Origin of the sequence: Emticicia soli, assembly GCF_037860775.1 — a bacterium.
GTDB classification, from domain to species: domain Bacteria; phylum Bacteroidota; class Bacteroidia; order Cytophagales; family Spirosomataceae; genus Emticicia; species Emticicia soli.
The window spans coordinates 119,299-145,431 of the sequence record NZ_JBBEWC010000013.1; the positions used below are offsets into that span (position 1 = coordinate 119,299).

Sequence of the window (26,133 nt, forward strand, 5' to 3'; positions counted from 1 at the left end):
GAGAAGCCTTTAAACTAAGCATGTAATCGCTTCTTAACTTTGGCACGGGTAGTTGTGGAGAAGCCTTTAAACTAATCTTAGGATTACTTATTAACCGTGCCACGCCCTTTTGCTTGCGAGTATAGGCGTGACACGGTGGACAGACCTGTGGCACGCTTATACCCGTCCGATAAAGAGCGTGGCACGGGTATAAAGTGGAAAGGTCTTTAAATAAGACAATTCTCTGACTAACCGCGACACGTAGAAAGGTCTATAATAATAATTTAGAACATTGTGCATATTAACCGTGCCACGCCCGTTTGAGTTCGAGTATAGGCGTGACACGGTGGATAGACTCTTATGGCACGGTAAAACAAAATAAGAATGAAACTAATAAAAGTTGCTGCCGGAACGCTCAACCAAACGCCATTGGCTTGGGAGCAGAACCGCAAAAATATCATTGAGTGTATTAAAGAGGCTGACAAACAAGATGTAACGCTCTTGTGCTTGCCTGAACTGTGTATAACGGGTTATGGGTGCGAAGACGCCTTTTACTCGTTCGATTTAGCCGAACAAGCCAAAGAAAGTCTTTTAGAGATAGTGCCTTATACCTCGAGCATGATAGTGTCGGTGGGCTTGCCGATACGCTTTAATAATAAGATTTATAATACTTCGTGCTTGATAGCCAACAAGCGTATTCTGGGCTTTGTGTGTAAGCAGCATTTGCCTAACTATGGCTTATTTTACGAAGACCGCTGGTTTCACCGTTGGCCAACGGGTATGCGCGATGAAATTGAGATTGACGAATTTAAGTATCCGATAGGAGATTTGGTTTTTGAATTGGGCGGTGTGCGCATAGGTTTTGAGATATGTGAAGATGCCTGGGTGGCGAACCGTCCCGGAAGAGTTTTGTTTGATAGAGCCGTTGATATTATTCTGAATCCGAGTGCTAGTCCGTTTTCGTTTTCAAAATTCGTAACCCGTGAGCGCTTTGTGATTGACGGTAGTCGCTCGTTTTCGTGTAGCTATATTTATACAAATCTATTAGGCAATGAAGCAGGGCGACTCATTTTTGATGGCGATGCTATGATTGCCTCCGATGGGAATCTCTTGGTTTCGTCGCCTCGTTTTGGGTATAACGATTACTACGTAACAAGCGCCGTAATAGACATTGAAGCCCCGAAGGTAAACCATTCACAAATAAAATCTCCGCTGCTGCAAGGCAACTGGAAAGTACCAGCCCTATTCGATTACCCCGAGATTAAGCCTGTGGCGAATCAGCATGCCGAACTAGAGCAATTTGAAAGAGGCGGTTATCTGAAAGAAGAAGAATTTGCCCGTGCGGTTTCTTTGGCACTGTTTGATTATCTGCGTAAATCTCGTTCGCAAGGTTTTACCGTATCATTATCGGGTGGGGCCGATTCTTGCGCTTGTGTGGCTCTATGTGGACTCATGATTCGCTTAGCCGACGAAAGTATTGGTTTAGATGCCTTTAAGAAGCGATTATCTTATATCAAGAAAATACAGGCCTGCACAACGGTAGAAGAAATAACCAAGGAGCTGATACACAGTATTTACCAAGGCACAGAAAACAGTTCGACAGATACGTATGAGTCGGCAGAGAGTCTGGCCAAATCAATAGGAGCAACTTTCTATAATGTAAATATCAATGGTCTGGTAGAAGCTTATACGGGGCTAATAGAACAACAAATTGGCCGTAATCTGACCTGGGAAACCGACGATTTACCGTTGCAGAACATTCAGGCGCGGGTAAGGGCCCCAAGTGTGTGGTTATTAACCAATTTGTATAATCACTTGTTGTTGGCAACATCAAACCGCTCGGAAGTAGCCGTGGGCTATTGCACAATGGATGGTGACACGGCAGGAAGCATCAACCCGATAGCGGGTATAGATAAGTTCTGGCTTAAAAAATGGCTTGTGTGGCTCGAAACCGTGGGTTGTGATGTGAAAGGTAAGCATATTAAAATAGAAGGACTCAGCAAAGTAAACAGCCTGCAACCAACCGCAGAGCTGCGCCCACTAGACAAAAAACAGACCGACGAAAAGGATTTGATGCCTTACGAAGTGCTGAATGAGATTGAAAAAGTGGCTATCAGAGACAAAAAGCCTCCTTTAGAGTGTCTGTTGTTTATGGAAGCACAGTTTGGAGAGGTATTTGACCGTGATACGCTTGCGGCATGGGTAGAAAGGTTTTTCAGCCTTTGGAGCCGTAATCAGTGGAAACGTGAGCGTTATGCACCGAGTTTCCATCTTGATAGCTATAACCTCGACCCTCGTAGCTGGTGCCGTTTCCCGATTTTAAGCGGTGGTTTCGAAAAAGAACTAGCCGATATGCGTGATTATCTCGACAAAGGCGATAAAAGAAAAGCAAAAGGGCGCATCGGTTTTTAAGTATAACAATACAAATAATGGCCTTCGGCTTCCTGTGTGGAGCCGAAGGCTTTTTTATGAGTAATATCTGCATTGTACATCAATTTAACCTCCGTTTTATATCCTCCTCCTCATTTATACGGCAATTGCCGTATTGAACAAATGGCCTGTATATCAGTAATTTGTAAAAAAAAATACCCATTTCAAAACGAGTTAATTGAACCTACACAAAACCTGCGTATTAATGAAAGGCATATTGTTCATAGTATTTTATGGCTTTGCTGTATATGTCACATTAGCCCAGCGTCCAAAACGACTTATTGCTCAAAAACAAGACTACGGTATTCTGTACCGATACAATGATAGCCTCCAGTGCGAAACATATCCTCGGCTTGATGGATGGGCTTACCGGATTTATATCCGATACAAATTGCTTATCAATCAGCCAGGTATTCCTGCATTGGAGGGAAACCTGCCTTTTAAAAGCGAAGCCGATGCCAGAAAAATTGCTGAACTGGCGGCTTCAAAAATTGCCCAAGGACAAATGCCTCCTACACTGAGTATTGAAGAAATCCAGAACCAAATAAACCTTAAATAACATGATTAGAATTGTACTACTCTCTCTAATGCTATTTCCGCTTTGTAGCCTTAATAAGCTATATGCGCAATCGGGCACTATGGCTACTGATGGTATATATGTGCCTCGGCTGACAAGCGCCCAACGCAACGCATTACCTACACCGACTGAGGGACAAATGATTTACAATACCGATGATAATTGCTTTAATTTATACCAGAACGATACATGGCAAAAGCTTTGTGGCTATAATATGGAGGTAAGTACCTCAGATTCTTGGTTCAAGAAAGCTGATTTCGGCGGAACTGCCCGACAAGATGCTGTTGGTTTTGCGATTGGTAACAAAGGCTATATCGGAACAGGAGGTAGTAGTGGCCTGAGTGATTTTTGGGAATATGACCCTGCTACGAATGTCTGGACACAAAAAGCCAATTTTGGTGGTGGAAACAGACGCGGTGCTGTTGGTTTTTCGATTGGTAACAAAGGTTATATCGGAACAGGCTCCCAATCATCAACTGCCAAGAGTGATTTCTGGGAATATAATCCGGCTAGCAATGTCTGGACTCAAAAGGCTGATGTGGGTGGGGGTATCAGAACTAACGCTGTTGGTTTTTCAATCAGTAATAAGGGTTATATCGGCACAGGTACTAGCAAAGAGGATTTCTGGGAATATGATACTACAGCCAATGTCTGGAGTCAAAAAGCTAACTTTGGTGGCGGTATCCGAAGTAGTGCCGTTGGTTTTTCGGTGAGTAGCAGGGGGTACATAGGTACAGGTTCTGTTGGAAGTACCAGAACTGTAGATTTCTGGGAGTATAATCCTGCAACTGATGTCTGGACTCAGAAAGCTAATTTTGGTGGAAGCGCCCGCCACAGTGCTGCGGGCTTTGTTATCAGTAACAAAGGTTATATAGGCACAGGGAACGACGGAGCTACGCAAGATGATTTGTGGGAATACAGCCCCGTGACTAATACCTGGACAGAAAGAAATGATTTTGGCCGTACAGGTCGGGCCGATGCCGTTGGTTTTGCTGTAAATAATAAAGGGTATATTGGCACAGGCTATGCCCCCGACCGTAGTGGCGATAACCAGCCGGCAGGAGATTTTTGGGAATATACGCCTAACATAACGAGTTTGTCAATAAATGGAGATATTACTGTAGGCGGAAAATTGAACAGAAGTATCCAGAGTTTCCAATTTCCTATATTACAAAATAACTGGGTGCGGTATAGCACTGCTTACTCAGAGGCAGCTTATTATAAAGACAACGAATCGGTTGTGCATCTGAAAGGGTTTCTTAAAAATGGCGTAACTACGCAGAACACTATTTTATTTACTTTGCCTCTTGGGTATCGTCCTACCGAAATCAGGGTTTTTACAGTTGCCAGCGGTGACGGTACATTTGGGCGGATAGATGTGCATCCCAACGGGAATGTTCAGTTTTATAGCGGTGTAAATACTTATCTAAGCCTTGACGGCATATCTTTCAGGGTAGACTAAGAAGCTTTTTTTATGACAAATAGATTTTGTTATCGCATGTCTGTATAAGTTTATAAAATCAAAAAGCCTTGAGCATCTAACTCAAGGCTTTTGTTCTAAATGTCGTATCCGACACTTAATAAGCTCGTTTGTTTATTAATGAATCAGCGTTCTTGCTTTGCGTCTTGAAACAACAATTTTGTCGCCGGTGGTGAGGTGCGCAATGTGCTCTTCGCCTATAGACTCTATACGTTTCAGGTATTGCATGTTAAGCATGAATTTGCGATGGATACGGGTGAAATGCCCTTTTTCCACTAATTGTTTTTCGTGTACACCCAAGGTGCGAGAAGAAACTACTTTCTTTCCACATTTTAGATGAAACTCGGTGTAATTTTCTAGACTACTCAAATAGACTACCTCATCTGGTTGTACACAAGTTTTACCGTGGTCGAACCAAATCATCTGAGGGTCACAATAGGTTGGCTTAATAAAAAATTTTCTCATGGCTTGTAAATAAAGGGATTATAATAACGATGGTCAAAATTGAAAAGAAAATCATAATCCTTCTATAAACATTTAGTATTTGGCGGTTTTAGCAGATATTTGGTAGGTTTGGTTTAGTATTTGGGAAATGCCCCTAGCCCCTAAAGGGGGATGAAAAACAAACACACCCTAACCCCTTGAAGGGGAATTGAACGTACGCATTATTCATTGGGAGGGTTTGATGATAATAGCATCGTCCCGTGTTTACCAAATAAAACGGTCCGCCGCCAGCAGTGGGTGGCTAATGTGTGGAATAAGCAGTTTCGTATCTATTCTCTTTAATTGTTAGCTACCGTAATTTTCTTTTAGTTTTCGCATTAACAATCTTACGCCTTGCTGTGTCTTTTGATTGAAGGAATTTGTGAAAATAACGTAAGCAATGTTTTTTATTTTGTCGATATGTACAATTGTGAAGTAAGTAAAAGCACCCGTTCCTGAATGTACAGACAACTCTTTACCATTTTCATAGACGTTAAACCATCCTAACGAATAATTTTTTATGCCATTGTGGATGAATTTATATGTTTCTGTTTTTAAATAATTGTTTTTACCTTCAAGTCCCTGTAAATTGAGTTGAATAAATTTGACATAGTCAACGAGTGTTATGTTTAAATCACCTGCTGGCTCGGTATAGTCTAAATGATAATTCCAGTCTGAAGAAACGGGTTTCAGGCTATCATTTTCTGTAATATGCCCCCACGTATCTTTTATTTTTTGATTTTCAGGCCAGGATAACTTTACGTTTAAATTCAAATCCTTATTAAAGACTTTTTCAACTAGTTCTTCCCAACTTTTACGGGTTACTTTTTCTACCATTAAGGTTGCCAATGTATATCCGGCATTCGAATAAACGAATGGATTCTGGTCATCAAGTTTTATGGGTTCCAACGTTAACACAAACTGACCGAAATATTTTCTTTTTTCAGGGTTAGTTCCTTTAAAGTCAGGAATTTGAGGGTCGTTTTCTCCTTGAAAAGGTTGAACTCGTGCTCTATGTGAGAGCAGGTCTTTTAAGGTAATATTTGCATACTCAGAATTGCTTTTTTCTTTCCATTCTGGGAATAAGTCAAAAAACTTTGTCGTCCATTTTAGTTTTCCTTTTTCTACATACCTGGCAATTATGAAAGCCGTCATAGCTTTGGTATTTGAGCCGATATGGAAACGATCATCTAAAGTTGCAGTGTCTGAAAGACTGATGGAGTGCTTACCCAAAGTAGCAATTTCTAATGTAGATTTGGCATTAACTACCGCATAACTTATTTCAGGAATATTATAAGTGTTGCGGATAGTATCGGCAAACTGAACGGTCTTTTGTCCGAAACAAATATTAGTAACTGCTAAGAATATTAATAAGGTAATTTTTTTCATTTTTGAGTGATTGATTTGATGACAAATAACATTTTCGAGCTTCGAATTTGAAATTGCTTTATGTCGTTTGCTTTTCTTATTTTCATATTTCTAATTTCCTGTTCATTGTCAGCAAACTGATAAAATAATAATAGGAAATAATACTCTGACAGGAAAATGCCACAATCTAAACAATGAAAGATCAATATGTTCAAACTTGGACTACTTTTTATAATTTTTGAAATACTTTGGCTCATTTGGCTTATGCAGTTTTTTCTTTCTTTATCATTTGCCAAAGTTGTATCAATCGATGCCAACAACATTTCACTAGTTTTTTCATCAAATGTAGATTGAGTTCCGAACTTTTGGTACTCAAACGTGAATAAAAGGTATCAATAGTAATTTAAAGCTACAATTCGTGGAATGGCCGCTTGTCTGATTGCTAGAGTGTCTTTTTCCTTTTCTATTTGAGATAAAACTACTGAAGATGTAAGCCAATAGAAAGTTTTCAGGACTTATACTTGTTAATTGGCTGGCACAAAATTTAGCAGCTGTATGCTGCAAAACCTAACCTTCAACGCTGGTGTTAGCATACTCGGGCATACCAGTTTCCTTTTATTTCTTAATACTCTCTGTTTTATTCATTTTTTGTTCCCAAATCAAATTATCTTTTTTGTCGAAATACTTTATCCCCACAAAGCTCAGGCTATCTTTATTAAGGAATAAATTACTTTTTGATGTTCCAAATCCAAGCACAAGTTTTCCTTTTGCATCTTGCAGTATTAAAGCCCGGGTTCCATCCGATAGAACTAAAGCGTGAAAGGCTTCTCTACCATTTTGGGGGTCATCTAAACCTAATGCAACTCCACTTCTTCCATCGTCAAATGTATGTGTGCCGAAACCACCAACTTCCAATCCTTTTTGGTTATTCAGAAGAATACCTGTTGGTAAAAAAAATCTTCTCCCAACATTCGGATCTGACAGTTTATCACCTAATTGCATTACATCTATTCCCTTTTCATTCATTACCACCATTCCAAATGCAGAATGTCTATAATTTTTGTACCACTCCATATATTTGTCCTTGTTGTTGGGGTTTAGTTCACTTGCAAAATATTTTCTCACCAAGTTGGTATCCGTCCTAACCCTGTCCTTTGAATGAGGTATAGGTGCTCCAATCAAAATTCTATCTTTTCCATTTTCATCTTCAATAATAATTCCTTTTGCTCTTATTAAATCAAATTTGTTGGTTGTGGTGAATGCCAAACCGAAGATTCCAACTATTGTGAGGCTAACAAACCCTATAAAAAGTCGCTTCATCCTTTTATATTGGTTTTCCATCTCATGTATTTGTTTGAAAATTTCTTTTTCCATTTTTCTCTTTTATTTTTTGATTAAGGATATATTTTTTTCTTTCAGAAAACTACTACAGGGCTTACTATGGTGAGTATTCCTCTAGCATCTGCCGTAGCGGTAGTAGGAGACCCTACAGGATTCCCACCTTTTTTTACAATAAGCGTAGCTTGCTGCCCCGCTATACCACCAGCACCTGATATTGTAATGTTCGCTCCTGATACACCAGCATCGAAAGTAATTTCTTTAGTCCAAGGGAGCGATACTATTTGTTCAGTAATGGTTCCCCCGCTTGCCGTTGTGTAGGCTGTAATGATATTGTTTCCTGTAAAATTGCCTGTTAGCTCATATCGAATAGTACGTGATGAGTTGTTTGTTACATTATTTTTACTACAAGAGGTAAAAACACTAAGAACTGTAAAGAATGCAATAGCTAATTTTTTCATAACCCTTATTAGTTTAATTTTTATAAATGTTACTCTTTTATAATAACTTTGGTTGCATATTGCTGCATTTACTACTGAAACCACCACCAACAATTGGAAACTTTCGTGATTGGTTTTATGCTTGAATACGAGGCCATTTCCAGGCAGAATAGATAATCAGACAAAGAAGTACTACTTCTACAATAGCAGCAAAATACATATGTAACCAAGCCTCACCAGCCAAATTAAACAACATATAAGGAATGAATACCGTTGCCACGATTATGTTTGTCAAGCGGTTTATTTTAGCCGGCAGTGCAACAGAAAGGAAAATCATAAGGGTTGGTATGGTTACTAAAACCATTGCTACCAATAGAAAGAGGTAGGAAATATCAAATACAAATACTTTCCCTGCCAATATATCTTTTATGGAGCCGGGCATATATAAATGGAAATAATCAACGTAGGCATATAGAAACATAAAACTAGCCCACAGTGCAGCAATCTTCAGGTTTACGCTGACTTTGACGTCTTGCAAAGCGTTTTGTGATGTTTTGTCTGTATTCATAATTTTTCTATTAAAAGTTAAATCCGACATTAAGTCCCGGTTCAGGAAAAATGAATTTAGACCATTTGTCATCCAACTGTTTAAAACCATCAGGCAGTTGGGTATGATATGCCCGATGGGTCACACAAATTGATGGTTGAAAGAAAAACTTGTCATTGAAGAGTTTGATGTGATAGCCCATTCGGTATGAATTGAAAATCTGAAAGCCATTATCTATTTTCTTCCCATTATCATTCGCAAAAATCTGATAGGTAGGCATCACATCAAGTTGGGCGTAGAAACCCTTCCATAAAAATCGGGCGTAAGAAACTGTTACCCCATACTCACGTACATAGCCGGGAAATTTTTCTTCCGGTTTTTTGTAAGCCTTATTTAAAAATGGATGGATACCATTTGGCCATGCGTATTTCCAGGTCTTGGGAGAAATTCTAATTACGTCTTTACCTGTAAGCCGATACCCAATATCTATTTGAACAAAATTGGGAGGGTTTTTTGTGTCAAAATTCCCGAATAACACAAATAAAGAAGTCCCAACAAACCACTTATGATAGTTGCTGTCTGTTTTGGCATATTGTGCATTCACCTGTATACTGCTTGCCAACACTGCGGCAAGTACAATCCATAAAACTTTCTTTTGCATATCTTTTTTTATTATTAGGATACTGCAAAATTAGATTAGCCGGATGCTATAAATCGTTAACTAAAGTTAAGAAATGATACCTCTATGTAAGATTAGAAGGGTAGGGGTTATTTCTTCAAAAGCCGAGCTCTTAGCCTGCTAAGTGATTGAGGTGTGATGCCCAGATAACTTGCTAACTGATGTTGCGGAACACGTTGAAGTAGGTCTGGTCTTTTTTGTAGTAAGTTGAGGTATCGTTGTTCGGGCGAAGAAGTTTTAAACTCGTCAAAGTCTATTCGTTGTTTGGCTAAAAGTTCCGCTGAAAACATTCTACACATTACGTCAAACTTTGGAAATTTACTGTTTACTTCTTCTTCCATATCAGCATTTGAAATGATAAGTAGCGTGTCTTCTGAGCAACTTATATAATGTTCGGAAGGAGTTTTACTTAGGGCACAAGGAGGTGTCAAGGCTTCCATTTCGGTATAGAAAGCAGTGGTTCTTTCTTCACCATCTACAAAATAATAAGACCGAATGCAGCCTTTTAGAACAAAGTAGCTGTCTTTCGATTTTTGTCCTTCTTTGAGTAAAACCGTTCCTTTCTTTACTGAATGAAACAGGTTTAACGAAAGTAATACGTTTCTTTCGTCATCTGTAAGGGAAATGTATTTAGATATAAAGTCAAATAGTAATTTCTGCATTTTTAAATAGAAGTTGTTTAGAATTTTAATTTCAGTTTAAAAATAGTGGTATTTTGAGCGAACCAAATCAAATGATGAAGCCATAGCAGAGCTATGGTTGAAATTATTTGATGCAGGTATAGCCAAAATAACGCATTTTTAGACGAAAGAAATAATACTAAACAACTTCATAATCTAAATCCTTAATTTATAAAAAACAAAGTTATTAAAAAACGCAGTAAATTTTATATACTGCTTTAAACGCCTATGCTGATATTGCTAAAGGTGACTCTACCCGATAATTTGTATTTTATTGACATATTATCTTTCAAGTGTCAAACAAATAGCAAAGGCTATACTCACTAAAGCGAAGAGTCTCTTAAATTTATCAATATCTTTATAGATGAGATTTTTCTAAATTAAATCGCAGCGGCTTACCGTTTAAGTCGGGCCTGTGATAAATTTCCGTTGTTATTTTAGACGGTGACCGCCGTCGGCGTACCGTTTTATTCACCGAGATGGAATGGAGGGTTTGATTGTAATAGCATCGTCCCGTGTTCACCCAATAAATTGGGTGTCTAATGTAACAACGGAATGTTTTTTAATGTATGCCCCCGACTTAAGTCGGGGCTGTAATAAAACAACCTTTGTTATATTAGACGGTGAATTTATTCACCGAAACTCTATCACCCGTGAATGCCCAATAAAACGGACCGCCAGCGGCGGATGGCGCATGAAAAAGATGCGTTATCCCCCTTTAGGGGCTAGGGGTGTTTAATTCGGAATAAGTATCGCTACTTTAGTGCCTATGGCTTTGCCGTTGCTTGATTTTTTGTCTTCAATCGTAATCTGAATATGTAAATCATTTGCCTGGCTCAAGAGTTTTATCCGTTCGTCGTTAATATCCATGCCCATCGATTTGTATTTGGGTATGTTTTTGCGTAGTAGCGAGGCTTGTTCGCGGCCAATGCCGTTGTCTTCAATAATTATCTCAATGGCCTCTTCTATTTGCTTTACTCTTAATACCAGAATCCGCTTGTCGAGCTTATTCATCAAGCCATGTTTTATGGCGTTTTCGATATAAGGTTGCAGCAGCATCGGGGGCGACATAATTTCGTCGGTATCAATGTTTTTATCGAGTTCATAGATAAACTCAAAATTGTCTTCAAAGCGTAGTTTTTCGAGCTTTATATAGAGTACAGCCGTTTCCAGTTCGTCGGTCAATGAAATCAATTGTTGTTTTGAATGCTGGAGTATTGAGCGCATCAGAACCGAGAAATCGGTCAGGTATTCGGCGGCTTCAATAGAACGGTGGGTAAGAATATAACTTTTAATAGAGTTGAGGCTATTGAACACAAAGTGCGGATTAATCTGCGAGCGAAGCGTACGTAGTTCAGACTCTTTAATGGCCTTGAACAAAGAGTTTTGTTCTTTCTGAATATGATAACTTCGGTTGCCAATGGCAATAGAAAAGAAAAAGATTTCGATGAGCGTACCCAAGGCAAAAACAATGCTGGGCTCAATGCGCAGCAATATGTAGGCTTCGTGACTAAACCATTGGGTCATGAAACCAACAAAGCCACCGAGCATCAGAAAAGTACTGCCTATTTTGATATTACGGGCAATTTTGCCTGTTATGCCGAATATGGTTATCAACAATACGATGTTCAAGACCGGAAAAACTCCCTGAAAAAACCAATAGAAAGTATCACTCCAGTCGAGTCGTCTGAAAACGAATAAGACCAGCACATCGAGCAGCAAGAAAACCAATAAGGTGCGAATAACCCACCGGAAAACAACGCCGATGCGTGGATATTTTTCTCTTAATTCAAGAAAATGGTACACAAACAGGTAATAAGAAATCTGTGTAAGTAATATATAAACATTGCTGTTGCCCGTGTATTTCAGAAAAGGCAGATAGCTAAAAAATACATGAAAATAAGGTGAATGCTCATATTCCCAGAGGTTAAACAAGGCGATAGAGATAGTATAGAAGCCGTAGTAGAGATAGTATTTCTGGCGGTCGAGGATATAGAAAGTTAGCACAAATAGCGCCACAAAAAGCAAAATAGAAATGATAACCCCATTGTTGATGAGGTAGATATATTCGTCATAAAATGCTTTTACCTTATGGTGGTTTTCCCAGAGGTAGCTTACCAGTTTGGGTTGAAGGATAAAGTCTTTTTTGGGATAATCGTTTACTTTTATATAAAGCTTGTAATAAGTGCCCGGCACAAATCGCATCGGAATGTACTGGTCGTCGTAGCGGAATAATCTTTGGTGAGGCAGGTATTCTTCGTTGGTTCGGTGCAGTTCTATCAGCTCACTATAAATATCACGGTAGACAACCACCGACCGATGAAGCCCCGTAGTAAGCAGCAGGTCGAGGGTATCTTTGGTTGGGTTATAGATTTCTATTTTCAGCCAGAAATCGTAACGATAAGCTTTTGAAAACGACTGAGGCGCATCAAAACCCTGAAGTTTGACAAACTTTTGCGTCGGAATAGCTTGCAGGGCTACTTGCTGCGTAGAGTCAACAAATAGCTGGGTATTATTGGTGCAATCGAGAAAACCGTTCTTTTCTAATTCATAATAAAGCCGCACTTGTGCATGGCTTTGTTGTGCTGTAAGTAAGCAAATAAGGCAAAGCAATACTCCGCTCTGTTGCGTGAACAGACGAACCAAAAGCGCGTGTATTTTGCCTATGTGCTTCATTTAATCAATAATCGGGAGATAAATCATAACTTTTGTGCCGTCTGATGTGCCATCCGGTGCTTTTTTGTCTATAATTTCTACACTTATATGCCAGTCGTTGGTCATGGCCAGTAATTTTACCCTTTCATCGTTAATATCCATGCCCATCGACTGATGTTTGAGGATATTCTTGCGTAACAAAGAGGCCTGTTCACGGCCTATGCCGTTGTCGTCGATAATAATCAATGTTTTATCAGGTAGGCTTTTGATACTTATTGATAGTTGTCGGTCGGTCGTCTTATTCATCAAACCATGCTTAATAGCATTTTCGATATAAGGCTGCAAAAGCATCGGCGGAATAAAGGTCTCGTCGGTATCTATTGTTTTATCGATGTGGTAAATAAATTCAAAGCCATCATCAAAGCGTAGTTTTTCTAGTTTTATGTACAGAAATATGGTTTCGAGCTCGTCTGTCAAAGAAATAAGTTTCTCTTTGGAATGTTGCAGAATAGACCGCATCAATGTCGAGAAATCGGTCAGGTATTCCGATGCCTCTACCGAGCGATGGTTAAGGATATAGCTTTTGATAGCGTTGAGGCTATTGAAAATAAAATGGGGGTTGATTTGTGAACGCAAGGTTCTGAGGTCAGACTCTTTTACCGATTTCATCAACTGGTTGCGGTTTCGTTGTCGGAGCCATGTTTTATAACCCAATGCAGTAGAAAAACACAGAATTTCTACCAGCACCCCTACGTTGAAAGGCGTGCTTAGTGCCAGGCGCATCAACACGTTTTCGAAGGGTTTCATGAGCAATATTTGCTCTAAAATACCAAGTATCACCCCAAGTAATAAGGCAACTGAGCCCCATTTGATGTATTTTACGAAGGAGCCTCTCTGCTTTAGCACTACAAAGGTTGAGTAAATGCCAAAAAAAGCAATGGTAGGTTGGCTGATTATCCAGATGTATCCGCCTGCCTGATACCAGCGAAACACAAAGTTTAAGAGTGTATCGGCAATCAATAAAACTACCAGTAGTTTGAGGTAAAATCGTATGGTTTTTTCGAACTGTGGGGCTGTTTTTGGAAGCTCAAGGAAATCGCTGATGAACAAGTAGTAAAATATGTTGGCTACAAGTGCATAAGTATTGTTGTTGGCCGAAAACTTAAGAAATGGAACAAAACTAAAAAACACCTGCATATAAGGCGAGTGCTCAATGCCCCAAAGCGCAAACAGCAAGATAAAAATCAGGTAAACGGCATAGTAAAGGTAATAGCGCTTGTGCTCTACAAAGTAGAGAATAAGCATATAGGCCGATATGAAAAACAAAATGGAAGCAAAGAAACCATCGCTAATCAGGTAGCGGTACTCGTCGAAGAAGGCCCGCATTTTATCGTCGTACTCCCAGCCATAACTCACCAGTTTGGGTTCGATTTTAAGAAAGAGTTGCGGGTGCTCGTGTAGCTTAATGAGTAAGTCGTAGGTTTGATGCGGAGCAAATACCAGCGGAACGTATTTTTCGTCGTACCGAAAGGGGCGTTCGTTGGGGCGCAAATGCTGATAGGTGGCTTCTATTAATTGATACTTGCCGTTGAGCTTCCGATATACTTCTGTGCCTTTATGGATACCGGCCGTAAAGAGCGCAGGTATGCTTTTATTGCTTTGATTTTCGACGGTAATTCTGAGCCAGAAAACGTAATTGAAATAATCGAAAGCCAGGGGTTGAATATGAAAGTCTTGTAGCGGTATAAATAGCTGTTTATCAACTTGTTGTATGGGTGCTTTGCCGCTCGAATCGATGTAAAGCTGGGTTTCTGTATTGCAGCGGATGAACTTATTGTCTATAAAATTTTTGGTAATAGTAATGGTGTCTGTTTTCTGGGCAAAACAGTAAGTGAAGCTAGTTATAAAAAATATAAATGTGGAAAGAAACCTCAAGATAAAATTTTATTTTTACGTATAATTATCGTCGGTTGTGTTGTATGCTTAGAGCATATGGGGTTTATCTCACCAAATCCATCAACTTCATTCGGTTTGCCCTCGATACCTGCAAACTTGCGCCGTTGTTCATGACCACATAGCCGCCTTCGCCCTTAATGTATTTTTTGATATGGGTAAGATTGACGAGGTACGACTGATGGATACGCACAAATGGGTGATTGGATAAAAGCATTTCCAGGTCTTTGAGGGTTCTGGAAATCAGTATTTTTTCTTTATTGCCCATCATGATGCGTGAATAGTTGCCGTCGGCCTCGGCATAGATAATATCGTTGATAGAGATAAATTCTAAACCCTCGGCAGTAGGAACGGCTACATTTGGTTTATGATGAATGCCGCCACGCATATTTGCCAGCAATAATTCCAGATTCTGCAAATCAACCTGTTTGCTTTGTTTCTGGCGCACTTTATCAACGGCTCTGACGAGTTTATCTTTCGAAACGGGTTTCAGAAGATAGTCTATGGCGCAAAACTCGAAAGCTGTAAGGGCATAGGCATCGTAAGCAGTACAAAAAATAACTTCAAAATTGATTTTCGGAATCTTCAACAGAAAATCAAAACCATTCATCTGCGGCATGCTGATGTCGAGAAAAACCATGTCGGGCCTTATGGTTTCCAGAATTTCAAGTGCTTTTTCGGCCGATTGGAACTTGGCAAGTACTTTTACATCGGTACAGTAGGTCTGGAGCTCAATTTCGAGGGTATCGAGGCAACCTTTCTCGTCGTCAATTAAAATGGCTGTGAGCATAAACTAAGGGATTTCGGAGAGTGAAACTACAAACATTTCTTCAAAAAATTATGCTATTTTTCTTAAAAGACAAACTTTTTTGAAAATGCGGGGGTTATAAAGTTAAGAAATTGTAATTAGACACCTCAATTCTAAGAGGATGTATTAAATTATAGTTGCTTTAACAAATATTTTACTGTATATGGTTATTTTTACGCTTTTTTTGTTATTATTGCAACGGAATTAGCGAAATAATTCATCAATAAAATTGATAACCACAAAATAATCTTAATGTTTTTATGGCTGGTACAGCAGAATTAATACTTGACGGTAAGTCTTACCAATACCCTACCATAGAAGGTTCGGAAGGAGAAAAAGCAATTGATATTGCTAAACTTCGTGACGAAACAGGTTACATAACAATCGATAGCGGCTATAAAAATACTGGAGCTACCAAAAGTGCCATCACTTTTCTGGATGGCGAAGAAGGCATATTGCGTTACCGTGGCTATGCCATAGAAGATTTGGCCGAGAAAGCTAACTTCTTAGGTGTTGCCTATTTGCTTATCAACGGCGAATTGCCAAACAAAACGCAATATGAGAAATTTGAGAATGATATTCGCAGACACACACTGGTAAACGAAGATATGCGTCGCATTTTTGACGGTTTTCCGGTAAATGCACACCCAATGGGCGTGATGTCGGCTATGATTAGTGCCATGAGTGGTTTTTATCCTGACTCTTATAACGATAAAGCTCCAGATCATACTGATACGCACATTATTCGTTTGTTGGCTAAGTTCCCTACTTTAGCTACGTGGTGTTTCAAAAAATCGAATGGTCACCCAATTAATTATCCTAAAAACTCTTTAGATTATTGCTCGAACTTTCTACACATGATGTTCTCGCTGCCTGTTGAAGAATATGCAGTTGACCCGGTAGTTTCGTCGGCTTTAAATAAATTGTTGATTCTTCATGCTGACCACGAGCAAAACTGTTCGACTTCAACAGTGCGTTTGGTTGGTTCATCGAAGGCAAATCTTTATTCATCAATTTCGGCTGGTATCTCGGCATTGTGGGGCCCTCTACACGGTGGTGCAAACCAAGAGGTGATTGAAATGCTTGAAGATATTAAAGCAGATGGTGGTGATGTAATGAAGTTTGTAAACAAAGCAAAAGATAAAAATTCAGGTTTCCGTTTGATGGGCTTTGGCCACAGAGTTTATAAAAACTTTGACCCTCGTGCCAAAATCATCAAAAAAGCGGCTGACGATATTTTAGGTAAATTGGGCGTAAACGACCCTGTACTTGAAATTGCCAAAGGTTTGGAAGAAGCAGCCTTGCACGATGATTATTTCGTATCAAGAAAACTGTATCCGAACGTTGACTTCTACTCTGGTATCATTTACCGTGCATTGGGTATTCCTACCAATATGTTTACAGTAATGTTTGCCTTAGGTCGTTTGCCAGGTTGGATTGCACAATGGAAAGAAATGAGAGCAAACAAAGAGCCAATCGGCCGTCCTCGTCAGATATATACAGGCGCTACATTGCGTCCGTTTGTATCGTTAGAAGACAGATAAGCTTTTGAAGATAACGATATAGGTCAGAGGCCTTGGCCCCTCTCTCCAACGCTGGGGAGAGGGGCTTTTTTTATTTTTGTTGTTGGGTATTGGGTGGCTACAAGTTGGTTGAGAAATTGCCGTTTTGGTAGAGACGACATGCTGGCGTCTCCAAGGGCCTATGCGATCCAAGAAATATTATTTGGGAAGTATAATCTAATAGATAGATTTCTAACATTTACAGGCCCTTGGAGACGCCAGCATGTCGTCTCTACGAATCGGTCTGAGCCGTCAAATTTCCGAATGTAGGGTCACTTATTATCTTTTTTGCATAATGCGTTGCATATATTTGCCCAGAATATCAAACTCAAGGTTAACAGTTTTGCCAACGGCTAACTGATGGAAATTGGTGTGCTCCCAGGTATAGGGTATAATAGCTACACTAAAACCATTGTCGGTTGAATTTACTACGGTAAGGCTCACTCCATTTACACAAATAGAGCCTTTTTCGACCGTGATATTGTTTGTTGAAGCATCGTATTGAAACGAAATCAACCAACTGCCGTTCTGGTCTTCAAGGGCGGTGCAAACGCCTGTCTGGTCAACGTGGCCTTGTACAATATGTCCGTCGAAACGTCCGTGAGCAGGCATGCAGCGTTCAAGATTTACTTTGTCGCCAATGGCTAGTTTGCCTAAATTGGTTTTCTTCAGGGTTTCGTCGATGGCTGTTACTTTGTATCTTACAGCGGCATCGCCGTTGTTGCCTTTAACAGGCAGGTATTCGGCATTGAGTAGCTCTACAACGGTAAGGCAAACGCCGTTGTGTGATAAACTCTGGTCTATTTTTAGCTCGTGGGCTATATCAGATTCAAAAGTAAAGGTTAAATTTGTGCCATCTGGCTGAATGTCAATGAGATGTCCCATTGATTCTACGATTCCGGTAAACATGTAATAATTAATAAGGTTTTTGTCTGCGAATTACGATATTTCAACTTAGAATAGCGAATAAAAGTTCTTCTTTAAGTATATTAGCGGATGTTTAGACACAATCATACAACACTATGTTTAAAAACAAAATAGTACTTCTTATTCTTATCACGGCTGTTGTCGGTATCTTGTTTTACTCGCTACAGGGTTCAGAAGATTATATTGCTACCATCAGTGAGCAAAGAAGCGAATACGAAAAGAATCTGGCAAATGAGAAAGATTCGCCTATTGCTAATCTTAGCAACTACTCGGGTATTAAGTATTATGAGCCAAATGTTGAGTATCGGGTTGAGGCCGATTTTAAAGGTACGTCTGACAGCGGACAAAGCATGATTCTGATGACTGATAGCACACAGAGCGAAATTAAAAAAGCCGGCGAAGCTACTTTTATGCTCAACGGCGAGAATTATACCGTAAGCCTTTTTGACGAAGGTAATATTTATCTATTGCCATTCCGTGACCTGACAAACGGTAAAGAAACCTACGGCGGTGGCCGCTATATTAATATTCCTAAAGATAAACTGGTAGGCGATAAAATAGAAATCGATTTTAACAATGCTCATAATTTCTATTGTGCCTACAACGAAAGCTATATCTGCCCGATTCCGCCAAAAGAGAATCTTATCAGCACTGAAATCAAGGTTGGGGAGAAGAGTTATAAGTGATGGGTGGTGTTTTGATGGAACAAACCCTTATTGCGCGGTCAAATATTTGTGGCGCGAACTTCCAGTTCGCTTTGGTAGTATGAATATATTCGAACCTACTTTTAAGAAAGATATAACAATTATTAGAGATTCCCATCTTTACTTTGAGTATGAAAAACCAATTGCGAACTGGAAGTTCGCGCCACATTTTTTTATTATACAAACCCCTAAAAAATAACCAAAAACAAACAAAGTCTCCTTTATGAAAAAACGCTTCATCAAAACACTGGCCTTACTACTTATTGGTGTTTATGCATTTGCGCAAGAAACCAAATCTATCGATGCCTTTACAACGGGTATGGAGAAAAAAGAAGGTTTTCTGAATTTTTATTGGAATGCCAAAGACGGTAAAATTTATCTGGAAATCAATAAGTTTGATACCGAATTGTTGTATTACCCAACCTTGGCGCAAGGTATCGGCTCTAACGACATTGGCCTTGACCGTGGTCGTTTAGGTGGTGCGCATGTGGTGAAATTTCAGAGAACTGGTAACAAAGTATTGATGGTTCAGCCTAATTATGCGTACAGAGCCATTTCTAACGACCCCTTGGAGCAAAGAGCCGTAGAGCAATCGTTCGCCAAGTCGGTGCATTTTGGCTTTGATGTAAAAGCTGAAACCAATGGCAGAGTGTTGGTTGATTTAACCCCATTTCTGATGCAAGATGCCGTAGGCGCTATTCAGGATATTTCACGTAGCAAGCAAGGGAATTTTCGTTTAGATGCTTCTCGTAGTGTGGTGTATTTGCCAAACACGAAGAGTTTCCCGAAAAACACAGAGTTTGAAACCATTATCACCATAACAGGCGAAAACGCAGGGCCGTATTTGCGTAGTGTGGTGCCAACGCCTTCTATCATAACGATGCACCAACACCATTCGTTTGTTGAGTTGCCGGATATTGAGGCTGACAGAAAAAGCAAAGCGTTTACGCCAAGAGAGTTTGACCCTCGTATTGGTTATGGTGGAATAGAGTTCTACGATTACGCTACGCCTATCAGCGAGCCGATTGTGAAAAAATACATTGCACGCCACAGATTAAAAAAGAAAGACCCTACTTCTATATTAAGTGAAGCTGTAGAACCAATTATCTACTACATGGATCCGGGTGCGCCGGAGCCTATCCGCTCGGCATTGATGGAAGGTGCTACGTGGTGGAATCAGGCTTATGAAGCGGCCGGTTATAAAAATGCGTTTCAGGTGAAGCTATTGCCTGCCGATGCCGACCCTATGGATATTCGTTACAACCTTGTGCAGTGGGTACACCGCAGTACGCGTGGTTGGTCGTATGGTGCCAGTATCATTGATCCTCGTACGGGAGAAATATTGAAAGGGAAAGTAACGCTAGGCTCTTTGCGTGTACGTCAGGACTTCCTGATTGCGCAAGGATTCATCGGTAATTATGACACCGATACAAGCAAAGTGCAGGAAATAACGCAGATGTCGTTGGATAGATTAAAACAATTATCGGCGCACGAAATCGGGCATACTTTAGGTTTGCCTCATAACTATATCTCGAGCATCAGCGGCCGTGCATCGGTGATGGATTATCCGCACCCGCTTATCAGCTATGCCAATGGTAAATTTGACCTTTCTCGTGCTTATGCCATGGGTATCGGCGAATACGATAAGGCCTCAATCACTTGGGGATATCAGGATTTTCCGGATAATGTAAATGAAAAGGCTGAACTTGAGAAAATAGTACAGAATACATTAAGAAAGGGTTTAAGATTCTTGACCGATCAGGATGCTCGTCCGGAAGGTTCGGTGAATCCGCATACGCATTTGTGGGATAATGGTGGCGATGCCGTAACGGAGCTGAAAAGAGTAATGGAACTGCGTAAAATTGCTTTGAAAGATTTTACGGAAAAGAAAATAAGAGTAAATGCACCAATGGCTACTATTGAAGAGGTGCTTGTGCCTATTTATATGTTCCACCGCTACCAGACTGAGGCGGCTGCTAAAGTATTGGGTGGTGCCGATTACAACTTTGCGCTAAGAGGCGACGGACAGTTGATTTATGAGCCTGTAGCGGCTGCAAAACAACGTGAGGCATTCAATGCTTTGATGCAAACACTTACGCCTGAGTTTTTGGCTGTGCCAGACCATATCTTAAAACTGATTCCGCCAAGGGCGTTCCGTTATCAGGCTAATCCGAGAGAAACTTTTAAACGCCATACAGGTTTGAGTTTCGACCCATTGGCTCCGGCAGAAGCATCGGCAGGGCTAACTTTAAGATTATTGCTGAATCCTGAGCGTAGTTCAAGATTGGTAAGTCAGAAAGTCATGAAGGCAGATTTGCCTACTTTGGCTGAGATTTCGACCATTATGGTGCAAAAACTGTGGAAAAAGCCTGAAATGTTTAAAAACAATAGCTATTATGCGCAAATAGACCGATTGGTGGCTATGCAGTTTTTAGACCAACTCATGGAATTGGCTAACAATAAATCTGCGGCGATGGAAGCTCGTGCCAATGCTTATGGTGCTATTGATGATATACAAGCCTGGTTGACAAACAATACTGTTGATGGCGCAGGATTCGCCCGTTTAACGTTATTGAAAATCAAACAATTTGAAGAGAATCCAGAGGCCAATGTTACTACTAAACCATTAGCTGAGCCAGACGGCGCTCCTATTGAGTCGGGGTATGATTGGTTAGATGCTGATTGTGAGTGGGAGTAGGATTTGTATCCATCAACAAAAAATCCCTTTCGGTTATCGGAAGGGATTTTTTGTTTTGATGAGGTATGCTAAAGAATTATTGATTCTCAGGTGTATCATACAACTCAACATTCAAAATCAAAGGCTTGGCTAAAGTGCCTTGGATAGCTATGCGGACTTCTTTGCTGTTGGTTTTAGGGAAGTACACAATGCGTTTGTAACCAATAGTGGTAGAAGTTGCAACGGTTTTCCACTCGTTGTTTTCTTTTACTTGTACTGCAAATTGGCTTACACGTTGTCCGTAACGGATGTCTTCTTGTACTACCAAACAGTTGAATGTCTGTGCTTTGTTAAGTTTAATATCGTAGCTGTTGTCTGACACCGTTTTGGTGAAAGTGCCTTTTACTAAAAGGTTTTTCTTAAAGTACTCGTCACGTACTTTTTTAAAGTCCATCAAGGCTTTTTCGTCGTTTTCGTGAACTAATCCACGGGTATCAACCGGAAGGTTCAATAATAGCGTAGCGCCACGGCCTACCGATTTATTCCAGATGTCCATCAAAGCCTGTGGTGTCTTTACTTTATCATCTTCGTTTTTGTGATAAAACCAACCCGGACGGATAGATACATCACATTCAGCCGGAATCCAGTGTGTGCCGTTGGCATCGCCTACATTCAGGTGTTTAGGTTTGTCATACGCCGGAAATAGCTGTGCGCCATTGATGGTGCTCCAGCAAGTTTCGCCAGCAAAACCGTTTTCATTTCCTACCCAACGGATATCGGGGCCTGCATCGCTGAAAATAAGGGCGTGCGGCTGATAGGTCTTAACCGTTTTATTGAACAAAGGGAAATCGTACACTTGTTTTTTGCCGTTCGGGCCTTCGCCATTGGCGCCATCAAACCAAACTTCAAACAGGTCGCCGTATTGCGTAGTAACTTCTTTTAGCATATTTACATATACCTGATTGTACTCGGGCGTTCCATAAGTCGGGTGGTTTCTGTCCCACGGCGAAATATAGACACCCATTTTAAGGCCGTATTCTTTACATGCTGCTGATAATTCTTTTAGAACATCGCCCTTGCCATCTTTCCACTTCGATTCTCTGACCGTGTGGGTTGAGTACTTGCTCGGATATAGCGCAAAACCATCGTGGTGTTTGGCTGTAATAATAATACCTTTCATGCCTGCAGCTTTGGCAACACGCGCCCACTGACGACAGTCTAATTGTGTTGGATTAAATACTTCTTCTTTCTCGGTTCCGTCGCCCCATTCTTTATCTGTAAACGAGTTTGGCCCAAAATGCACAAAAGCATAGTATTCCATCTTGTGCCATTTAAGTTGGTCGGCCGATGGAGTTGCGCCATAAGGCTTCGGGGTTTGAGCCATTGCCATGCTTGCCAGCAAGCATAAAAAGAGGATTTTTCTCATGAGTGTTTGCGTAGTAGATTTATTTGGTTTATTAGGGTTCTCTCCTCACCCCAACGGGGTGTGCTTAACCCACAAGTAGGGTGTTTTTGTAAAAAAGTAATTTTAAAAACGACTCTGAGAATTGAATACTTAATAGTAAATGATTCTTCAAAGCTGAAAATTGAATTTTAAAGCATTTTACTAGCTGAGAAATGTCTATTTAGCTTAGCAATTATCGAATCTTAATTCGAATCTATTCTCAGGGTAAATAATTTTTACAAAAACTCCGCACTTATGGGTAAAACACACCCCCAACTGGAGAGGGACGGTCGGCCGCTGCCGTTGGGGTGAGGAATTTTATCAAAACACTTATTTCTTGAATCCTAATAAACCGACTTAAAAAATGTTACTAAATGTTTAGTGGCTCTAAATTAGTGAATTTCTTATAATTTGGATAAAAACGTTTTAATTGCGCCAATAAATTCTCACTGTGTAATTAAAATCAGGCAAGGTTTTATTTGTGGTTCGAACTGAGCGATGGTCGCTTTCAGTTCGCAGTTGGCGTTATATAGTTTGAGAATCTATAAGAATCGCTATTCCTTTATTAAAAGTAGGTTCGAAATACTTATACTACCACTGCGAACTGAAAGTTCGCGCCACAAATATTTAAATAAATTCATCAGTTTATATTGATAAATGTTATTCTTCATGGTATTACGAATAAAGTAACTAATTCGATAAAGGGTTGATTATCAGCTGCCGATTACTTACTTTTGGCTTACATTTATAGCCCATAAACCCAAAACTGCAATGTCTATCAGAATCCTCATTGTAGATGACCACCAGATTTTATTAGATAGTTTGTCCCTCTTAATTGCTTCTATTCCGGATATGGAGGTTATCGGTACGCTTTATGATAGCCGCAAAGTGCCCGATTTTCTGGAAAATAATGAAATAGATGTGCTGATAAGCGACATGAATATGCCTTATCTGACTGGCATTGACCTTACGCTTAAATTACGGAACCAGTACCCAAGCCTGAAGATTTTGATGCTAACCGTAAACGATGAGGCCGAGAACATTCGCCATGCGTTTCAGGCGGGTATATCGGGCTATGTTACCAAAAAGGCTAACAGAGCAGAGCTGGAGCGGGCGCTTACTACTATTGCCAGAGGTGAGAAATATTTCAGCGAAGCTGTGCTGAAAGAGCTACTGACACCGGTATCGATGAATACAACTTCGACCGAAGAGGTACAGGCAGAGCCTAAGGCCTTAACCCTGCGAGAGCTGGAAATTGTAAAACTGATTGCTCAGGAATTATCTTCTTCTCAGATTGCTGAACGCTTGTTTATCAGCGTTGGAACAGTAGAAAATCACCGCCACAATATTTTGCAGAAACTGGGTGTTAAAAACACTATTGGTATTATTAAATACGCTATTAAGTATCGGTTGATATAGAAATTAAGATAAACTCAAACAGTTTCTTAAAGCGTAACATCTATCTGCACGTTTGTGCCGTGTGTACTTTGTCTGGTTATTTGTACCCTGCCATTCAGGTTGTCAACCCTTGCGTGTACATTTCTTAGCCCTACGCCATTGTCTGTCTGGCTTAAATCTATGCCTTTGCCGTTGTCTGACACCGTGAGCGAAATTCTGTCGTCTTGTTGTGTGAGGCTAACCCATGCGTGTGTGGCCTGGGCGTGCTTGAGTATGTTGTTGATAAGCTCCAAGGCAATGTTGTAGAGTTCGTGCTCTAGTTGAGGCTCAAGCCTGCGAGTGACGCCTTCGGTCAGGAAGTGGAAACTGATGTGTCTGTTGCTGATGCTATTTAATAATTTTTGTAAGGCAACAACAAGGCCCTGTGTTTCGAGTTCGGCGGGTAGCAGGTTGTGCGAAATAAGCCGCACGTCCATATAAATATCGTCTAGTACCTTAACGAAGTCGGCGAGTATTTTCTGGTCTTTTTCGCTGTATTTAGCAGTATTAATGGCTTCAAAACGCCATTTTAAGGCTACAATTTTGGTATTCAGGTTATCGTGGAGTTCTGATGCTACGCGTTTACGCTCAATGGTTTGTCCTTTAAACATAGCGCCCGAAATCTCATCGTTTTTGGCCTTTAATTCTTCGTTTTTGGTTTTCAGTTGTTTATTATTCCAGAACACATAGCCAACCAAGCCCAAACCTATCAGCAGGCTCACCAAAAGGGTATTTTGCACCCATTCGTCGCGTTCGTTGGCACGTTTAAGGTTTTCGTTTTCGAGGGTTTTTATTTTTGTTTTCTGCTTTTCGTCTTCATACTTTACCTGCCATTCAGCCAGATTCTGATTCAGTTTACGGGTTTCGGAAGCCTCTTCGTAGGCTTTTACTTTTTCAAGATAAATAAAGGCTTTGGCGGGTTGATTAAGCCCCTTATAGGTTTCGTACAAGGTGTTGTTTAATACGTTGTTGAAGTAAGGGAAATTAAGAAAATTGGCGTTTCGCTCGCCAAGTAGCGAGAGTTTGAGGGCATTCTGGTAATCTTTTTTCTCTAAATAATACCTTCCACCAAAGGCTCCGGCCTGACTAAGCACATATTTGGCTTCGTTGAGTGCGTTGTTTTCCTGCGCAACCCGAATCACTTCGTCGAGCATGGCTCGGCCTTCTTTTACACGGTTCATGTAGAGCAGGCTTAAACTTTGGCCGAGCTTGGTTATATAATAATAATCGAACCACTCCCGGCGATTCTTATTTTCTATCAGCGCTAATACTTCCTCTGTATTCTGGTAGCACTTCTTATAGTCTTTTAAAACAAACACATAGTAGCCCGCAATTGTAATCTGAATATTGGCCCACACGGCCGTATCTTTTTTGGCTTTGGCTAAGTTTAGTGCCTCTTGCATATATTGTAGGTAACGACTCTGAACATCTTTCGGAATTACGTTTTCTATCATTATCCAGTTGATGAGCGGCACAAACTTGTTGTTTACTTTCAGGTAGTTTTCGTAGTCGTGGTACTTTTTGAACTCTATCATTGAGCGTTCTAAATCATAGAAAGCCAGGTAGAGTTCGTTGCTGAAAATGTGCATAGTGCCGCTCAGAAAATAATAATGCGCCAGAGCTTTGTTCCATTGGGTGTTATCGAGTAGCTGCTGGAAGTGTTTTTTATAATAGTTGTATTGGGTGGTGTCGCCCTCGGGTATTTGGTAGGCAAGGTTTCTGAAGGTCATAATAAGCAATGAGTCTCTTTTAATAGAGGCTTTTTGAGTTTTTAATTGTTCAAAAGCCTGCTTGAGGGAATCGAGGGTTTTATTGCCCGACTTGCCGGATTGTGCAGATAAAGACTGAAACGAAAAACAGAACAAGCAAAAGAGTAAAGCTCTTGACATAGAGAAAAAGCATTTAATTCTCTGAAAAGATACAATCAATCGGGGTGTATTTGCAAACATTCGGCCTAAAATGTAC

General features: G+C 40.3%; 20 protein-coding genes. 7 read left to right on the forward strand and 13 right to left on the reverse strand.

The features are described 5' to 3' along the window. The first annotated feature begins 363 nt into the window (after positions 1-363). The 3 genes from nadE (at position 364) to WAE64_RS20265 (ending at position 4,448) form a co-directional block, all read left to right on the forward strand. Positions 364-2,391 carry an NAD(+) synthase gene (gene nadE / locus WAE64_RS20255; RefSeq protein WP_340239591.1) on the forward strand — a complete coding sequence of 676 codons (2,028 nt, stop codon included), beginning with the start codon at positions 364-366 and terminating at the stop codon, positions 2,389-2,391. A gap of 223 nt (positions 2,392-2,614) precedes the next feature. Continuing rightward, positions 2,615-2,968, forward strand: a complete 354-nt coding sequence (locus WAE64_RS20260) for a DUF4907 domain-containing protein (protein ID WP_340239593.1) — start codon at positions 2,615-2,617, stop codon at positions 2,966-2,968. Between the two features lies 1 nt (position 2,969). Then, on the forward strand, positions 2,970-4,448 hold the full coding sequence (locus WAE64_RS20265; protein WP_340239595.1) for a Kelch repeat-containing protein: 1,479 nt from the start codon (positions 2,970-2,972) through the stop codon (positions 4,446-4,448). A 135-nt stretch (positions 4,449-4,583) separates the two neighbouring features. Here WAE64_RS20265 and WAE64_RS20270 read toward each other — a convergent pair whose 3' ends face one another. From WAE64_RS20270 to WAE64_RS20315, 10 genes are all read right to left on the reverse strand, one after another. Beyond that, a complete protein-coding gene (locus tag WAE64_RS20270; protein WP_340239597.1) occupies positions 4,584-4,931 on the reverse strand; it encodes a LytR/AlgR family response regulator transcription factor in 348 nt (115 codons plus the stop codon). Positions 4,932-5,255: 324 nt separating this feature from the next. After that, positions 5,256-6,338 (reverse strand): serine hydrolase domain-containing protein, encoded by a 1,083-nt coding sequence (locus WAE64_RS20275; protein WP_340239598.1) that lies wholly within the window; start codon positions 6,336-6,338, stop codon positions 5,256-5,258. 594 nt (positions 6,339-6,932) lie between these two features. Further along, positions 6,933-7,691 (reverse strand): hypothetical protein, encoded by a 759-nt coding sequence (locus WAE64_RS20280; protein ID WP_340239599.1) that lies wholly within the window; start codon positions 7,689-7,691, stop codon positions 6,933-6,935. Positions 7,692-7,732: 41 nt separating this feature from the next. Further along, complete coding sequence (locus WAE64_RS20285; protein WP_340239600.1) at positions 7,733-8,116, reverse strand: hypothetical protein; 384 nt, start codon at positions 8,114-8,116, stop codon at positions 7,733-7,735. A 115-nt stretch (positions 8,117-8,231) separates the two neighbouring features. After that, a complete protein-coding gene (locus WAE64_RS20290) occupies positions 8,232-8,663 on the reverse strand; it encodes a DUF6326 family protein (protein WP_340239601.1) in 432 nt (143 codons plus the stop codon). 10 nt (positions 8,664-8,673) lie between these two features. Further along, positions 8,674-9,303 (reverse strand): hypothetical protein, encoded by a 630-nt coding sequence (locus WAE64_RS20295; RefSeq protein ID WP_340239602.1) that lies wholly within the window; start codon positions 9,301-9,303, stop codon positions 8,674-8,676. Between the two features lie 107 nt (positions 9,304-9,410). Then, complete coding sequence (locus WAE64_RS20300) at positions 9,411-9,983, reverse strand: Crp/Fnr family transcriptional regulator (RefSeq protein WP_340239603.1); 573 nt, start codon at positions 9,981-9,983, stop codon at positions 9,411-9,413. A gap of 753 nt (positions 9,984-10,736) precedes the next feature. Beyond that, entirely contained in the window at positions 10,737-12,677 is a 1,941-nt protein-coding gene (locus tag WAE64_RS20305; protein ID WP_340239604.1) for a sensor histidine kinase, read from the reverse strand. After that, positions 12,678-14,591, reverse strand: coding sequence for a histidine kinase (locus WAE64_RS20310; RefSeq protein ID WP_340239605.1), 1,914 nt, complete (start codon positions 14,589-14,591; stop codon positions 12,678-12,680). Positions 14,592-14,655: 64 nt separating this feature from the next. Then, on the reverse strand, positions 14,656-15,399 hold the full coding sequence (locus tag WAE64_RS20315) for a LytR/AlgR family response regulator transcription factor (protein ID WP_340239606.1): 744 nt from the start codon (positions 15,397-15,399) through the stop codon (positions 14,656-14,658). Between the two features lie 278 nt (positions 15,400-15,677). Here WAE64_RS20315 and WAE64_RS20320 point away from each other — a divergent pair, with 278 nt between their 5' ends. Continuing rightward, positions 15,678-16,961 carry a citrate synthase gene (locus WAE64_RS20320; protein ID WP_340239607.1) on the forward strand — a complete coding sequence of 428 codons (1,284 nt, stop codon included), beginning with the start codon at positions 15,678-15,680 and terminating at the stop codon, positions 16,959-16,961. A gap of 297 nt (positions 16,962-17,258) precedes the next feature. Here the strand turns inward: WAE64_RS20320 and WAE64_RS20325 are convergent, their stop codons facing one another. Further along, the gene (locus WAE64_RS20325; protein WP_340239608.1) at positions 17,259-17,888 is read right to left on the reverse strand and encodes a riboflavin synthase; all 630 of its coding nucleotides are present in this window, start codon (positions 17,886-17,888) and stop codon (positions 17,259-17,261) included. Between the two features lie 113 nt (positions 17,889-18,001). On the opposite strand from WAE64_RS20325, the gene WAE64_RS20330 reads away from it, so the two are divergent. Together WAE64_RS20330 and WAE64_RS20335 are read left to right on the forward strand one after the other, a co-directional pair. After that, the gene (locus WAE64_RS20330) at positions 18,002-18,592 is read left to right on the forward strand and encodes a DUF1684 domain-containing protein (RefSeq protein ID WP_340239609.1); all 591 of its coding nucleotides are present in this window, start codon (positions 18,002-18,004) and stop codon (positions 18,590-18,592) included. A 241-nt stretch (positions 18,593-18,833) separates the two neighbouring features. Further along, on the forward strand, positions 18,834-21,308 hold the full coding sequence (locus WAE64_RS20335; RefSeq protein ID WP_340239610.1) for a zinc-dependent metalloprotease: 2,475 nt from the start codon (positions 18,834-18,836) through the stop codon (positions 21,306-21,308). Between the two features lie 76 nt (positions 21,309-21,384). Here WAE64_RS20335 and WAE64_RS20340 read toward each other — a convergent pair whose 3' ends face one another. Further along, entirely contained in the window at positions 21,385-22,713 is a 1,329-nt protein-coding gene (locus WAE64_RS20340; RefSeq protein WP_340239611.1) for an alpha-L-fucosidase, read from the reverse strand. 789 nt (positions 22,714-23,502) lie between these two features. On the opposite strand from WAE64_RS20340, the gene WAE64_RS20345 reads away from it, so the two are divergent. Beyond that, entirely contained in the window at positions 23,503-24,150 is a 648-nt protein-coding gene (locus tag WAE64_RS20345) for a response regulator (protein ID WP_340239612.1), read from the forward strand. A 26-nt stretch (positions 24,151-24,176) separates the two neighbouring features. On the opposite strand, the gene WAE64_RS20350 is transcribed toward WAE64_RS20345, so the two are convergent. Beyond that, a complete protein-coding gene (locus WAE64_RS20350) occupies positions 24,177-26,057 on the reverse strand; it encodes a sensor histidine kinase (RefSeq protein ID WP_340239613.1) in 1,881 nt (626 codons plus the stop codon). Positions 26,058-26,133: the final 76 nt, after the last annotated feature.